The sequence below is a fragment of the Shinella oryzae genome, from assembly GCF_023038235.1.
GTDB lineage: Bacteria > Pseudomonadota > Alphaproteobacteria > Rhizobiales > Rhizobiaceae > Shinella > Shinella sumterensis.
Genome location: NZ_CP081988.1, coordinates 289,385 through 303,880 on the forward strand (window position 1 = coordinate 289,385; position 14,496 = coordinate 303,880).

Below are 14,496 nucleotides of genomic sequence, written 5' to 3' on the forward strand. Positions count from 1 at the left end.
AGGTTACTGTAACCGCAGAAAGTAACCATACGGTGTATATTTCAAACCATCACCCGCGGGTTGTGTTATTTCCAAACACTCGCATTAGGGGATTTTCCCAAGGCCTACAACCGAAGGAGAGACGATGAGCCAGCGCCCGATGCTTTCCCTCCATGTGCTCGCCGGCAAGGGCGTGGCCGCAGGCGTGGTGAAGCTCGCGAGCGCCGCCCTCACCTTCACGGTTTTCGTCGTTGTCGCCGCCACGATGGACGAGCGCCAGTTCGGCCTGTTCAGCACCGCCTATGCCGGCGCAAGCCTCGTCTCCTTTTTCTCGCTCGCCGGCCAGCATGCCGCCGTCCTGCGCTTCTGGCCGCAATATGCCGGAAGCCGCGACGAGGGCCGCGCCAACACAATGGTGGCTCTGTCCATCCGCATCACGGCAGCCGCCGTCGCCGTCGCGGCTCTCGTCGTTCTGGCGGCAAGCGCGCTTCCGCTCTCGCTTGGCCCCGAATGGCCGGCGATCACGGCGGCGACCGCCCTTCTTGCGGCGGCACTCGGCTGGTCGGAATTCAGCGCCTGTGCCATGCGTGCGAAAGGCGCCGTCGTGAGCAGCCTGCTGCCACGGGACGTCGTATGGCGCGTCCTGAGCATCTTCGTCTTTGTCATCGCCGGGCGCCTCGCGACGGACATGACCGCGGTCACCGCCCTCTGGCTTACCACCCTGCTGCTCATTGCCAGCGTCCTGCCCCAGACGGTGACATTGCTGCGTGACACGCTGCAGGCGCCGCAAACCCCTCTCAGCGCCGGAGAGGCCGCTGAATTCCGCGCCGTGTCTCTGGGCTTGTGGGGCGTCACCGCCCTGCCGCCGGCCCTTGGGCAGGCAAGCACGCTCGTCGTCGCAGCGTTGCTCGGCCCGGAAACGGCAGGCGCGGTCTTCGTGGCCGATCGCATCACGCGCCTTGCGGCACTTGCGCTGAACGGCATCAACCAGGCGGCCGCACCGCAGATCTCCGCCGCTTTCCATGCCGGCGACCGGGTCCATGTGCAGCGCATAACCGGCCTCGTCGCCATGACCGGCTTTGCCGCTGCACTCGCCGTGCTTGTGGCGCTCGTCGTCGCTGGCCGCCCGATACTGGCGCTCTTCGATCCCGCCTACGCCACCCCGGCCATGCACGGCGTGCTGGTCATTCTCGGGCTCGGCGTGCTCGTCGGTACCGCCTGCGGGCCGACGGAACTCACCATGCAGCTGACGGGTCTGCAACGCGAACTCTTTCGCACGCTCGTCGTCGCGAACGGCCTTGGGCTTGCGGCGACCTCCGCGCTTGCCCTCACCCACGGACCGACGGGTGCTGCGATCGGCATGGCCGGCACGACGGCGCTTTGGTGCCTCGCCGGCGCCGCCATCACCCGCCGCAGGATCGGGGTCGATCCCTCCATCCTCGGTTTCCTCTCAGGACGGCGGCACCTCGCCCTCCGCACAACCCAGAAAGGCCGGCCATGAAAATCCTCCAGGTTCAGACGCAGGCGGAAGCCGCCGGCGCGCAACGCATTTCCGATATGGTGGGCGAAGGGCTTCGAGCCCGCGGCCATGACGTCCGCACGGTCTTCCTGTATCGCAAGACCGACGTCTACGACCGCGATCCGCATGCCGACTTCATCCTCATGCACCCGCCGCGTGGCGTGCTTGAGCAGATGCTGGCGGTGCTCGGCCTCATCGACCACGTGCGCAAGATCAGGCCCGATGCCGTCGTGTCCTTCCAGCATTACGGCAATATCGCCGGAACGCTTGCCGCCCGGCTCTGCGGTGTAGGAGCCATCGTCGCCAACCAGAGCGGCGCACCCCAGGTTCACGGCCTGCGTGGCTTGCTCACGCAGGTCGACAAGCTCATGGGCATGGCCGGTATGTATCACGTCAACATCGTGAACTCCGCCTGGACCGAAGCACAGTTCGCCGCCTTTCCCGCGGCCTACCGCAAGCGCCTCAGACGCATCGATCACGGTGTGCCCGCGCCGGCGCGGCTGCCGGCCAGGAAGCGGGCGCGCGCGGCGTTCGGACTGCCAATTGGCGTTCCGCTCGCGATCTCGACCGGCCGGCTGGCGCCGTCGAAGAACCACACCGCCCTCGTGGGGGCGCTGGCGATGCTTCCGGACGTGCATCTTGCCATCGCCGGCACGGGTCCGGAGAAGGAAATGCTCCTCGCGCTTGCCGCGCGGCTCAACGTGCAAAACCGCCTCCATCTCGTCGGCGAACTCTCCCCTGATGGCATCCACGACTTTCTCGCGGCGGGCGATGTCTATGCCTTTTCATCGACGACGGAGACGTTTGGCCTTGCGGTCGTGGAAGCTGCCATCGCCGGGCTGCCGATCGTGTCGAGCGACCTGGACGTGCTGCGCGAGGTCCTGACCACAGCCGATGGACGCCCGGCTGCGCTGTTCGTGCCGCCGGATGCCGATGGAATCGCGGCCGGTCTTGCGCAGGTCTTCGCAAATCCCGCACTCGCTGCGACGCTTGCGAGGGCCGGGCGCCAGTTGCGGGAACAATATTCGCCCGCAGCCATGTGCGCAGCCTATGAAGCCCTGTTTTCGAACAACGGCTTTCGAACCGGCACGATCCCGTCGATCACCTCAAGCGGCCCGGAGCGGTTGAGCGTGTGAATGCGTGGATAGGGCCAATCCCCGTCGGCAACGATGGGGCGTGGCGGTGAAAGGTGAACGGTATCGCTGTCGAGTAAGAGCAGTTCCGACAATCCCAGCCCCCCGCCATAGCCAAGCGTGCCATCCTGAACCGGCAGGAATATCCGCCCCGCCCGGTCGCGCACGAAAGCGCCGCCCGGCCGCGCCCGCCGGCGATCGATCAGGATCGGGTTCAGCCGGTGCGGCCGCCAGGGTCCGGCAAGCGCCTCGGCCTCGAAAACCACGAGCGTATCGGACGTGCTGCCGAAGCCGTCCCTGTCCGTTGCGAAAAGCCACAGCCGTCCGTCGTGTGCGAGCAGGGTCGCGTCGGATATCTCGCCTTCGGCGAGAACAGCCTCCGCCCGCCAGCGATCCGGGAAAGCTTCGGCGCGGTAAAGGGTGAGCTTCCCGCTGGTGCTCGCCTCCGGCAGCATCCAGATCGCCCCGTCCCGGGTGAACACCTGGGGATAGGACAGGTGGTGCGGTTCTTCCAGAACCACACGGGCGGCCTGCGGAACGCCGGCCGCGTTGAACGGCACGACGGATATCACCGCCTTGCCGGCTGCATGCAGATAATCCTCGACGAAGAGGAAGGCGCGGTCCTGCCAATGGAAGACGAAGGGATCGGCATAAAAGCGATCTCCCGCATCCGCAAGGACGGTCCATCCAGTTCCGAGCCTGCCGGTATCGGCCACGCCGGGGCCGTCATGGAAGCGAAAGCCGACCCGCCAGTGCGCCTGCCGAAAGCGAAGCCGCCGCCAGGCCTCCCGGCCAAGGCGCGGCAGGGCGCTGGTCAGATAAGCAGGCAGAAACCGATGGTCTGCTTGGAGTGGGGCGATGGCTTCGAGCCGGTCGAGCCGGTCTGCTGCAAACGCCTCTACCGCCGACACCAGCGCCGTTATCGCCCGGGCAAGAACATCCTCCACCCCAAGCGACGTGGCTTCGAGCCGGTCGATCATCGGCCAGGCCCTGCTGACGACCTGCGCGCCATCGCGCACCACGTCCAGCACCGGTAGCCGCCCTGCGGCGACCAGCGCCGGGACGGCGCGAGCGTCGCATGCGCCATCGAATCGCAATGCGAGGGTTGGCACGTCCCGCACCGGTGCATGTCCGGCAAGATCGACGCGCAGGTTCGCCGCGACATGCGGAGCGCCGGACATAGGCGGTTCGATCTGTGATGCCAGCGCCCGCGCGCGTCGGCGGAAAAGCCGGCGTTCGAGTGCGAGCGTACCGTTCGCCCAAGCCGGCCACCCGTCCGCGACGGCATCCAGGGCGACAGCCACCGCATGCCCAGCCGCCGCCAGGCGCTCGATCAGGACTTCATGCCAGTACTGCGCGCCGCGGGCCGGAACAATGACATCGATCGCAAGGCGCCGGTCGTTCATCAGGCGTCGAAGACCGCGAATTCCGTGAAGGCAAGATCACCCGGCCAGGGTGGGTTGGGCCCTTTCGCATATTTGGGTCCAACACCGGCAAAATAGCGCCCGGTCAGCCCCGGCACAGGTCCGCGGGCATCGACGACCGCGAAGAACAGCCCCTTGCGCGCGAGATGACGCCCGAGCGCATGGGCGCATCGGCTTAGATCCGCATGCGAGCGGCAGTAGATGACCTGGCTGCATGGAATGAGGCCGCGCACCACGCGTCGCGGCTTGAGAACGAAGGGGTAAGCATCGTCTCCGTCCAGACAGACGACCGAATCGCAGCCGAGGGCGGCATGGTCGAGCAGGAGGGTGCGGTCTTCTTCTGGCAGCCTGTCGAGTTCCGCGAGCCCCGGCCGTGCAATGATCGCGCGGATTGTACCCGTCGCCCGGCTGAGGAGCGGCACAAAGGCCTGCTGCCCCTCAGCAAAACGGCGGAACCGCAATGCCTCTGTCACCTTCAGCGTTACGGGCGCCGGGGTAATTGACAGAAAGGTGACATCCCGGCGGCGCATTGCCGTCATGATGAGCTTTCCCGCATAGGAGCGGAACTCCTCGTCCACCGCCCAGCTCGAGAGGTTGCAGCGAATGGCATCGCCGGGATGACGAAAGTACAAAGCCAGCAGCACGCCGACGACACGGCCTTCGCAATCCAAGAGATAGCCGCAGCGCGGCAGGTCCTGCACGGCGGGACGGCTGGACATGCGTTCAAGCGCCCCCTCCCAATGGCGCTGCGACCGCTCGGGAAATCCGCGCCGAAGGCAATCGATAACGCCTGGCCAATCCGCCTCTTCGATCGGGCGGCAGGCGAGACCTTCGGGAAGCGGACCCAACACGCTCATGCAGCCTCCGAGTCGATTCTTCGGTTGTGACGGTGTCATAAATACAACCAAAAGAGAATGTGCAAGTCAAATACACAACCGGAAGAATGCACATCAATCTCCACCCACTTGCCATGCCTTCGCCGATCGGGAAGGTTGGCCGCAATCAGACGCAGCATTCTCAGGAGCCGGCATGGCCGTTACCGACATCGCAACCCGCACCTACGATCATAATTTCCGGCTCGATCCGATCGTGCGCAGCCTGCTGGACACGGATTTCTACAAGCTCCTGATGCTCCAGATGATCCGCCGCCAGTATCCCGAGGTCCACGCCACCTTTTCGCTGATCAACCGGACGAAGAGCGTGCGGCTTGCCGACATCATCGACGAAGGCGAGCTTCGTGCGCAGCTCGATCACGCCCGTGAAATCCGCTTTACCAAGAAGGAGTTGATCTGGCTTGCCGGCAACAGCTTCTACGGCAAGGCGCGGATGTTCGGACCCGACTTCATCGCTTGGCTCGCCGATTTCCGCCTGCCCGAATACGACCTGCACAAGGTGGACGGCCAGTACGAGCTGCATTTCGACGGGCCGTGGACGCACACGACCATGTGGGAAATCCCGGCGCTCGCCATCATCAACGAGCTGAAGTCCCGCGCGGCCATGCGCGGGCGCGGCCGCTTCACGCTCGATGTCCTCTATGCCCGCGCCAAGGCGCGGCTGTGGGAAAAGGTGGAGCGGCTGGCGAAGCTGCCGGATCTCGTCATTTCCGACTTCGGCACACGGCGCAGGCATGGCTTTCTCTGGCAACGCTGGTGCGTGGAAGCCCTGAAGGAAGGGCTCGGCGATCGCTTCATCGGCACGTCGAACGTGCTTCTCGCCATGGATGCCGACCTCGAAGCGATCGGCACCAATGCACATGAATTGCCGATGGTCGCGGCCGCGCTGGCCGACGGCGACGAGGCGCTGGCGCGTGCCCCCTATCAGGTTCTGGAGGACTGGCGGCAGCATTACAACGGCAATCTCCTGATCGCCCTGCCCGACGCCTACGGCACCGCGGCCTTTCTCGCCAACGCGCCGGACTGGGTCGCGGACTGGACCGGTTTTCGCCCCGACAGCGCGCCGCCGATCGAAGGCGGCGAGCAGATCATCGACTGGTGGCGCGCCAGGGGGCGCGATCCGCGCAAGAAGCTGCTGATCTTCTCCGACGGCATGGATGTCGATACGATCGAGGAGACCTACCGGCATTTTCACGGGAAGGTGCGCATGAGCTTCGGCTGGGGCACCAATCTCACCAACGATTTCCGCGGCTGCGATCCGGACGGCGGAACCGGGCTCGACCCGATCTCCCTGGTCTGCAAGGTCACAAGCGCCGACGGCCGTCCCGCCGTCAAGCTTTCCGACAATCCCGCCAAGGCGACCGGCGACCCGGCCGAGATCGAGCGCTACCGCCGCGTCTTCGGCATCGACCGCCAGACTGCGCGGCCAGTCGAGGTCTAGCCCGCCGCGCCGGAAGCGCCACTACGGCCGGCCGCCTGCACCGCGCGGAACGCTTGACGCGTCTACCGGGAACGTCCCGCCGTTTGAATTACCTTTCCGTGAAAAAAGTGCAGGCAAGCGGATTTGCCGGTTTACAATAGTAATACAATATGATGTTTTATCGACGCTGCTGAGGAGCAGCTTTGTTTGGGAGGAAATCATGAAGTTCAAATTCGCACTCGCAGGTGCCACGATTCTGGCTGCATCGGTCTTCAGCGCGGCTTCCGCGTCGGCGATGACCGTGGGCTTTTCGCAGATCGGTTCCGAATCGGGCTGGCGCGCCGCAGAAACCACACTGACCAAGCAGCAGGCTGAAAAGCGCGGCATCGACCTCAAGTTCGCCGATGCCCAGCAGAAGCAGGAAAATCAGATCAAGGCGCTGCGCTCGTTCATCGCGCAGGGCGTCGATGCCATCCTGGTCGCGCCTGTCGTCGCCACCGGCTGGGATGAAGTGCTGCAGGAAGCCAAGGACGCAAACATCCCGGTCGTTCTGCTCGACCGCACCATCGACGCGCCGAAGGAACTCTACCTGACCGCCGTCACGTCCGACCTCGTGCATGAAGGCAATGTCGCCGGCAAGTGGCTGGTCGACACGGTTGCCGGCAAGCCGTGCAACGTCGTCGAACTCCAGGGCACGACCGGCTCCTCGCCGGCCATCGACCGCAAGAAGGGCTTCGAAGAAGCGCTTGCTGGTAAGGACAACCTGAAGATCGTTCGCAGCCAGACCGGTGACTTCACCCGCACCAAGGGCAAGGAAGTCATGGAAAGCTTCCTGAAGGCCGAAGACGGCGGCAAGAACATCTGTGCAGTCTACGCGCACAATGACGACATGGCCGTCGGCGCCATCCAAGCGATCAAGGAAGCCGGCCTGAAGCCGGGCACCGATATCCTCGTCGTATCGATCGACGCGGTTCCGGATATCTTCCAGGCCATGGCCGCCGGCGAGGCGAACGCCACCGTCGAACTGACGCCGAACATGGCCGGCCCGGCCTTCGACGCGCTCGATGCCTTCATCAAGGACGGCAAGGAGCCGCCGAAGTGGATCCAGACGGAATCGAAGCTCTACACCCAGGCTGATGATCCGATGAAGGTCTACGAAGAAAAGAAGGGCCTCGGCTACTAATCCCTATCGGTCCTGTGCCCGGCCTCGAACGGCCGGGCGCACACCACCGCTTTGCCTGCCGACGCGCGTCTTGTCACGCTGCGGCCGGTTTCTGTCATACGGGTCGGGATCATGCAGTCGGTCAGTTCCTATGTTCTATCGGCGACGGGGATCGACAAGATCTTCCCGGGCGCCAGGGCGCTCAACGGCGTCGATTTCTCGCTCGCGCGCGGTGAGGTCCACGCCCTTCTGGGTGAAAACGGCGCCGGAAAATCCACGCTCATCAAGTGCCTGACAGGCGCCTACCGGCGCGATGGCGGTCGTATCCTGCTCGATGGCGCCGAGGTCGATCCGCATAACACGCTGGAAGCGCAAAAGCTCGGCATCGGCACGGTCTACCAGGAAGTGAACCTGCTGGCGAACCTCACGGTTGCCGAAAACCTCTTCCTTGGGCGTCAGCCGCGCCGCTTCGGGCTCGTCGACGCGCGCGCGATGAACAAGCAGGCCCGCGCCCTGCTTTCCGAATACGACCTCGACATCGATGTGACGGCGGAGCTTTCAGCCTTCTCCGTCGCCGTCCAGCAGGTCATTGCGATCGCCCGCGCCGTCGACCTCTCGGGCAAGGTGCTCATCCTCGACGAGCCGACGGCCAGCCTCGACACGCATGAAGTCGCGATGCTGTTTCGCATCGTGCGCCGCCTCAAGGAGCGCGGCCTCGGCATCATCTTCATCACGCACTTCCTCGAACAGGTCTACGAGATCTCGGACCGCATCACCGTTCTGCGCAACGGCCAGCTGGTCGGCACACGCGAGACCGCGGCGCTGCCGCGCCGCGAACTCATCGCCATGATGCTCGGCCGCGAACTCGTGCAGGAAGTCGGCGAAGCGAAGCACAGCGAGACGAAGGAGCCCGGCGAAGCGCGTTTCCGCTTCCGCAGCTTCGGTCGGAAGGGACATATCCAGCCCTTCGACCTGGACGTCGCCTCCGGTGAGGTCGTCGGCATTGCCGGCCTGCTCGGCTCCGGCCGCACGGAGACGGCGGAAATCCTGTTCGGCGCCGAACGCGCCGACAGCGGTACAGCGCAGGCCGATGGCCGCACGCTCGATCTTTCCTCACCGCGCGCGGCGATCCGCGAGAAGTTCGGCTTCTGCCCCGAGGATCGCAAGGTCGATGGCATCGTCGGCGACCTCTCGGTGCGCGAGAACATCGTGCTGGCTTTGCAGGCGCGGCGCGGCTGGGCACGGCCGATCAGCCGAAGCGAGCAGGACAGGCTGGCCGATCACTACATCAAGGCACTCGACATCCGCACGAGCGACCGTGAGAAGCCGATCCGGCTTCTGTCCGGCGGCAACCAGCAGAAGGCCATCCTGGCCCGCTGGCTGGCGACCAATCCGGAATTCCTGATCCTGGACGAGCCGACGCGCGGCATCGATGTCGGCGCCCATGCGGAAATCATCCGCCTTATCGAGACCCTCTGCGAGAATGGCATGTCGCTGATCGTCATATCCTCCGAACTGGAAGAGCTGGTCGCCTATTCGAGCCGCGTCCTCGTGCTGCGAGACCGGGCACATGTGGCCGAGCTGACGGGTGAAGAGGTCACCACGAACGCCATCATCGAGGCGATCGCCTCCGCGCATGAAGGGAGGCCGGCATGACGGGCACGCTCAAAGCCTATGCCGTCAGGCTGTTTCCGCAGGTCGCAGCGCTCGCCATCATCCTGTTCATGGTGTCGCTCGCCTTCCCGGGCTTCTTCAAGCTGTCGTTCCAGAACGACCGCCTCTACGGCAGCCTCATCGATATCCTGAACCGCGGCGCACCCGTCGCGCTGCTGGCCATCGGCATGACCGTGGTGATCGCGACAAAGGGCATCGACCTGTCCGTGGGCGCGGTCATGGCGATCTGCGGCGCGGTCGCGGCCGCCTCCATCACCGCCGGCCATTCGCTGGCCTTCACCCTTGTCGTAACGATCTCGACAGGCATCCTGTGCGGCCTGTGGAACGGCGTGCTCGTCGCGGTGCTCGATATCCAGCCCATTATCGCGACGCTGGTGCTCATGGTGGCGGGACGCGGCATCGCGCAGCTCATCACCGAAGGCGCGATCCTCACCTTCAATCATCCGGGCCTGATCTTCATCGGCAGCGGCTCGCTGTTGGGCCTGCCGATGCCTGTCGTCATCTGGCTGGGCTTCGGGCTGATCGTCGCGCTGCTCGTCCGGCGAACGGCGCTCGGCATGCTGATCGAGGCCGTCGGCGTCAACCGCCGCGCCTCGCGCCTGTCCGGTGTCTCTACCGGTGTCCTGCTCATCGCCGCCTACATGCTCTCCGGTTTGTGCGCCGCCCTCGCCGGCATCATCGCCGCCGCGGATATTCGCGGCGCGGACGCCAACAATGCAGGCCTGTGGCTCGAACTCGACGCCATTCTCGCCGTGGTCGTCGGCGGCACATCCCTGCTCGGGGGTCGGTTCAGCATCGCCGCCTCGCTGCTCGGCGCGATGATCATCCAGTCGATCAACACCGGCATCCTGCTCTCGGGCTTTCCGCCGGAATTCAACCTCATCATCAAGGCGGCGATCATCGTGCTGATCCTGGTCATCCAGTCCCCGCGCGCACAATCGGCCTTCATCTGGCTGTCGCGCGCCCGCGCCACCGAGCCCACGAAGGGGCAGGAGGCGAAATGAACCCGCGTTACCTTCCGCTCACCGCGACCGTCGCGATCTTCCTCATCGCCTATGCCGTCTGCATCGCACAGTACCCCAACATGCTGTCGACCCGGGTGATCGGCAACCTGCTGACGGACAACGCCTTCCTCGGCATAGCGGCCGTCGGCATGACCTTCGTCATCCTGTCCGGTGGCATCGACCTGTCGATCGGCGCGGTGATCGCGTTCACCGGCGTCTTCCTCGCCGTGCTGCTGCAATCGACCGCGATCCACCCGCTCGTTGCCTTCGCCCTGGCGCTGATCATCACCACCGCCTTCGGCGCGATCATGGGCGCGATCATCCATCATCTGGAAATGCCGCCATTCATCGTCACGCTGGCGGGCATGTTTCTCGCCCGCGGCATGGCCTTCGTGCTTTCCATCGATTCCATCCCGATCAAGCACCCGTTCTACACGACGCTGAAGAGCTTCTATTATGTGCTTCCCGGTGGCGGGCGCCTGACACTGATCGGCGGGCTGATGCTCGTGGTTTTCCTCATCGGCATTCTGATCGCCCACCGCACCCGCTTCGGCGCCGACGTCTATGCGCTCGGCGGCGGTACAGCCACGGCACGGCTCATGGGTGTGCCGATCGGCCGTACGACCATCCTGATCTACGCTCTGTCGGGGTTTCTCGCCGGCCTGTCGGGCATCGTCTTCTCGCTCTACACGTCGGCCGGCTATTCGCTGGCGACCGTCGGCGTGGAGCTAGACGCCATCGCGGCCGTGGTCATCGGCGGCACGCTGCTGACGGGCGGCTCTGGTTTCGTCGCAGGCACGCTGATCGGCATCCTCATACAGGGGCTGATCCAGACCTACATCACCTTCGACGGCTCGCTTTCGAGCTGGTGGACCAAGATCCTCATCGGCCTGCTGCTCTTCGCATTCATCCTGCTGCAGAAGGCCCTGATCCTCCTGTCCGACCGAAAGAGACGCCATGCCTGACGTCAAACAAAAGGCGGCGGCTGTTGCGCAGGGCTACCCCGAAAGAAGGGGATAGCACATGGTCCGCCGCAAGGGAGTGCTGGATACGGTCATCACGGGTGCGGGTGTGCGCACAAGCCATTGGCAGGTGGTGAACGCCCTCGGCAAGGCGATCATCGCCGGGGAATTCCCCGTCGGCACCACCCTTCCCGGCGATGCCGAACTGGAGGCGCGCTTCGAGGTTTCCAGAACCGTGCTGCGCGAGGCCATGAAGACGCTGGCTGCCAAAGGCCTCGTCGTGCCGCGCGCCCGCATCGGCACGCGCGTGACGCCGAAGAGCCAGTGGAACCTCTTTGACGGCGATATCCTCACCTGGCATTTCGCGGTCGGCGTCGACGAGAATTTCCTTCTGCACCTGAGCGAAATCAGGCTGGGCTTCGAGCCGCAGGCGGCCGCCCTTGCCGCGCGCCATGCCTCCGAGGCCGATATCATCCAGATGATGCATCTGGCCGTCGCCATGGGCGACCCCAGTCACACCCCCGAGACGATGGCGATCGCCGACCTGCGCTTCCATCTGAGCGTCATGGAGGCCTCGCGCAACCCCTTCATGCGCACGGTAGGAAGCCTTATCGAGGCCGCTCTTGCGGGCGTCTTCGAACTGAGCTCGCCAGCAACTGCCGATATCCGCATCACCGACGTCTCATCGAGCCATATCCGCATCGTCGAGGAAATCCGTCGGCGCGACGAAGACGGCGCACGCCGGGCGATGGAGAACGTCATCCTCGTTGGCCGAAACCGCATACTCGGCGCAATGCATGCAGCGCCGCAGGAAGAGAATCGCGAAAACGATGCCTCCGCGTTGACTTCTGACTGACGCTGCGCGCGGGGCAGCTGTTTCTTCAGACTGCGCCGGCAACCCTCTTGAGGATGTCCAGATAGCCCTCGACGGTCCAGGCCGAGCGGCCGATAAACAGGCCATCGATATGGGCCTGCGACACCAGTTCCGCGCAGTTGGCGGGATTGACACTGCCACCATAGAGCAACGGCAGACGACGGCCCATGACCGCTTCGACGACCGCGCTGATTCTTTCGTGACGAGCGTTCGCGTAATCCATCGTGGCGGGGATGCCGTTCACGCCGATCGCCCAGACCGGTTCATAGGCGATGAGGATTTCCGCCTGCTTTTCCGCCGGAGTGAGCAGAGCCAGTGCCGCCGTTACCTGACGCGCCAGCACTTCGTCCGCCCGCCCAGCCTCTCGTTCGGCAAGTGTCTCGCCAATGCACACGAGCGGGATCAGGCCGTGGCGTACCGCAGCCGCGGTTTTGCGGCCAACCGCTTCATCTGTCTCGTTGAAGAACTCACGACGCTCGCTATGCCCGATCTCGACAAGGTCGGCATTGCAGTCCTTCAGCATGACCGGCGAGATCTCTCCGGTCCAGGCTCCGCCATCGTCCCAGTGCATATTCTGCGCACCGACCTTCACACTGGTCTGCGCAAGGCGGCTCTTCACCTCCCTTAGGGCGGTGAACGCGGGCAGGATGAAGCGCTGAACATTCAGCGCGCGTTCGCCGTCCGCAGCCTTGAGGCCATCGGCGAATGCGAGCGCCTCGGCAAGCGTCTTGTTCATTTTCCAGCTTGTGCCGACCCAGAGCGATTTTGCCATCTGTTCTTCCCTCCTCAGCCGCGAAAACCGTTCATGCCGGTATCGATATGCGGTTCCCAATAGGCGACCGATTCCCGGATCATCTCGACTACGCGTCCATCCGTCGGCTCGCGTTCGCGAAACGACAGCTCCATGCAGATTTCGTTATCCGTGCCGCCGGCCTCCTTGACGGTGCGGATCAGCTTCCCCGGCTGGATGCGGCCGTCCTTGTTGTGTTCGGCGGTGAAGGGCCAGTGCCCTCCCTTGTTCATGGAGGACTGCTTGACATGGATGATCGGCGATTCCTGCGGGAACGACGCCGCCCAGGCATAGGGGTCCGTGTCATCGGGGTTGGAAGACGTCACATCGCCATGGTCGATGTCCACGATCATGCGGAACGGTATGGCAAAGCCCGCGCTCGCGAGCCGCTGGTCGAGCGTCCGGCACGCGGCAATCGTCTGGCCGAATTCACGGCCAACCGACATCGGCTCCCAGAAGATGTATTTGAGCCCAGCCGCCTTGCCCTGTTCCGCGACATCCTTCCAGCAATCGATCACAGTCTCGATCAGTTCCTGCCGCCGCACCTGATCGTTGTAGTCCTTCTGCGTGAAGACCGCGAACTGCGAGCCCATACCGTCCGCGCCCAGTTCACCGGCAATATCGGCGAGCGTGCGAAACCAATCGAGATAATAGGCGCGCACATCGGGGTCGGAATGGCCGAAATGGTTCAGGCGGCCGTAGGTGCTCGTCATGACGGATGTGACCCGCACACCGGTTCGGTCCAGCGCGCGGCGAAAGGCGCGGACACGGCGCGTAATGACGGAGGCCGGCCAGGACGGATTGATGAATTCCGGGGTCAGCTGGATATGGCCGATACGGATTCGCTCGGCGATCGTGTCGATGAGATCATCGACATCGGCGAACCGGTTGACCAGCGGATTGGTGTTGAGCGACAGCCTCAGCGCCATTTTCTTCTCCCAGAGTTGTGCGATGCCGGCGCCGACCGGCATCAGGATGTCATGTTGCCGCCTGCGGCTGCGCCTGTAGCGAGGCGATAGCGTCGGGCAGTTCCGCGAAGGCATCGATGAGCCGGTCGGCACCGAGATCGTCCAGCGGCGTTTTCGTGTAACCGTAGGTCAGCGCTATCACCGGCACGCCGGCTGCCTTTCCGGTTGCGATGTCGACCTCTGAATCGCCAACGAAAAGAACCGGATGCGCGCCGCCGGCTGCCGCCGCGGTATCCATCAGATGGCGGGGATCGGGCTTGCCGACGCCGAACGTGTCCGGCCCAGCAACCACGGCAAAGTAGCGAGACAGGCCAAGATGATCGACGATCTGCCGGGCGAAGCGCTCCATCTTGTTTGTGCAGATCGCCATCCGCCAGCCCTCACCCGCAAGCTCTTCCAGCACGGTATCGACATCGGCATAGGGCCGGGTCTCCTGGGCGACGCGCGCCCCATAGATTTCGGTGAAACGCTTGACGGCGGCAGCACCGGTGTCATCCTGCCATTCCACGCCACGCTCGCCCAAAGCCCGGCGTACCAGGTTCGGAATACCGTGGCCGATCAGTCGGCGCGCGGTTTCCACACCGATCGGCGCCAACCCCCGTTCTTCCATCAACGTGTCGAGAGACCCTGCAAGGTCCGGTACGCTGTCCACCAACGTGCCATCGAGATCGAAAACAATCGTGCCTTTGCTCAT

The 14,496-nt window shown here is 64.5% G+C and carries 13 protein-coding genes; 8 read left to right on the forward strand and 5 right to left on the reverse strand.

Features of this window, described 5'->3' with window-relative positions; translation table 11 throughout:
* Positions 1-124 precede the first annotated feature (124 nt).
* On the forward strand, positions 125-1,480 hold the full coding sequence (locus K6301_RS17580; protein WP_247221818.1) for a lipopolysaccharide biosynthesis protein: 1,356 nt from the start codon (positions 125-127) through the stop codon (positions 1,478-1,480).
* Positions 1,477-2,634 (forward strand): glycosyltransferase family 4 protein, encoded by a 1,158-nt coding sequence (locus tag K6301_RS17585; protein WP_247221819.1) that lies wholly within the window; start codon positions 1,477-1,479, stop codon positions 2,632-2,634. Before K6301_RS17580 ends, K6301_RS17585 begins: the two co-directional genes overlap by 4 nt.
* Here K6301_RS17585 and K6301_RS17590 read toward each other — a convergent pair.
* Positions 2,547-4,037, reverse strand: a complete 1,491-nt coding sequence (locus tag K6301_RS17590) for a glucosamine inositolphosphorylceramide transferase family protein (protein WP_247221820.1) — start codon at positions 4,035-4,037, stop codon at positions 2,547-2,549. The genes K6301_RS17585 and K6301_RS17590 overlap by 88 nt on opposite strands.
* Positions 4,037-4,912, reverse strand: a complete 876-nt coding sequence (locus K6301_RS17595; RefSeq protein ID WP_247221821.1) for a GNAT family N-acetyltransferase — start codon at positions 4,910-4,912, stop codon at positions 4,037-4,039. Before K6301_RS17595 ends, K6301_RS17590 begins: the two co-directional genes overlap by 1 nt.
* Before the next feature lie 172 nt (positions 4,913-5,084).
* On the opposite strand from K6301_RS17595, the gene pncB reads away from it, so the two are divergent.
* From pncB to K6301_RS17625, 6 genes are all read left to right on the forward strand, one after another.
* The gene (gene pncB, locus K6301_RS17600) at positions 5,085-6,389 is read left to right on the forward strand and encodes a nicotinate phosphoribosyltransferase (RefSeq protein ID WP_247221823.1); all 1,305 of its coding nucleotides are present in this window, start codon (positions 5,085-5,087) and stop codon (positions 6,387-6,389) included.
* Positions 6,390-6,588: 199 nt separating this feature from the next.
* Positions 6,589-7,551 carry a galactofuranose ABC transporter, galactofuranose-binding protein YtfQ gene (ytfQ, locus tag K6301_RS17605; RefSeq protein WP_134651309.1) on the forward strand — a complete coding sequence of 321 codons (963 nt, stop codon included), beginning with the start codon at positions 6,589-6,591 and terminating at the stop codon, positions 7,549-7,551.
* A gap of 111 nt (positions 7,552-7,662) precedes the next feature.
* On the forward strand, positions 7,663-9,186 hold the full coding sequence (gene ytfR / locus K6301_RS17610; protein WP_247221824.1) for a galactofuranose ABC transporter, ATP-binding protein YtfR: 1,524 nt from the start codon (positions 7,663-7,665) through the stop codon (positions 9,184-9,186).
* The gene (locus K6301_RS17615; protein WP_247221825.1) at positions 9,183-10,208 is read left to right on the forward strand and encodes an ABC transporter permease; all 1,026 of its coding nucleotides are present in this window, start codon (positions 9,183-9,185) and stop codon (positions 10,206-10,208) included. Before ytfR ends, K6301_RS17615 begins: the two co-directional genes overlap by 4 nt.
* Entirely contained in the window at positions 10,205-11,173 is a 969-nt protein-coding gene (gene yjfF, locus K6301_RS17620; protein ID WP_247221826.1) for a galactofuranose ABC transporter, permease protein YjfF, read from the forward strand. The genes K6301_RS17615 and yjfF overlap by 4 nt, the downstream gene beginning before the upstream one ends.
* Before the next feature lie 58 nt (positions 11,174-11,231).
* Positions 11,232-12,026, forward strand: a complete 795-nt coding sequence (locus K6301_RS17625) for a FadR/GntR family transcriptional regulator (RefSeq protein ID WP_247221827.1) — start codon at positions 11,232-11,234, stop codon at positions 12,024-12,026.
* Between the two features lie 25 nt (positions 12,027-12,051).
* Here the strand turns inward: K6301_RS17625 and K6301_RS17630 are convergent, their stop codons facing one another.
* From K6301_RS17630 to gph, 3 genes are read right to left on the reverse strand one after another with little or no spacing between them, the layout of a single operon-like run.
* Positions 12,052-12,816, reverse strand: coding sequence for a triose-phosphate isomerase (locus tag K6301_RS17630; RefSeq protein WP_247221828.1), 765 nt, complete (start codon positions 12,814-12,816; stop codon positions 12,052-12,054).
* Between the two features lie 14 nt (positions 12,817-12,830).
* Positions 12,831-13,763 (reverse strand): sugar phosphate isomerase/epimerase family protein, encoded by a 933-nt coding sequence (locus tag K6301_RS17635; RefSeq protein WP_247221829.1) that lies wholly within the window; start codon positions 13,761-13,763, stop codon positions 12,831-12,833.
* Between the two features lie 49 nt (positions 13,764-13,812).
* Entirely contained in the window at positions 13,813-14,496 is a 684-nt protein-coding gene (gene gph / locus K6301_RS17640; RefSeq protein ID WP_247221831.1) for a phosphoglycolate phosphatase, read from the reverse strand.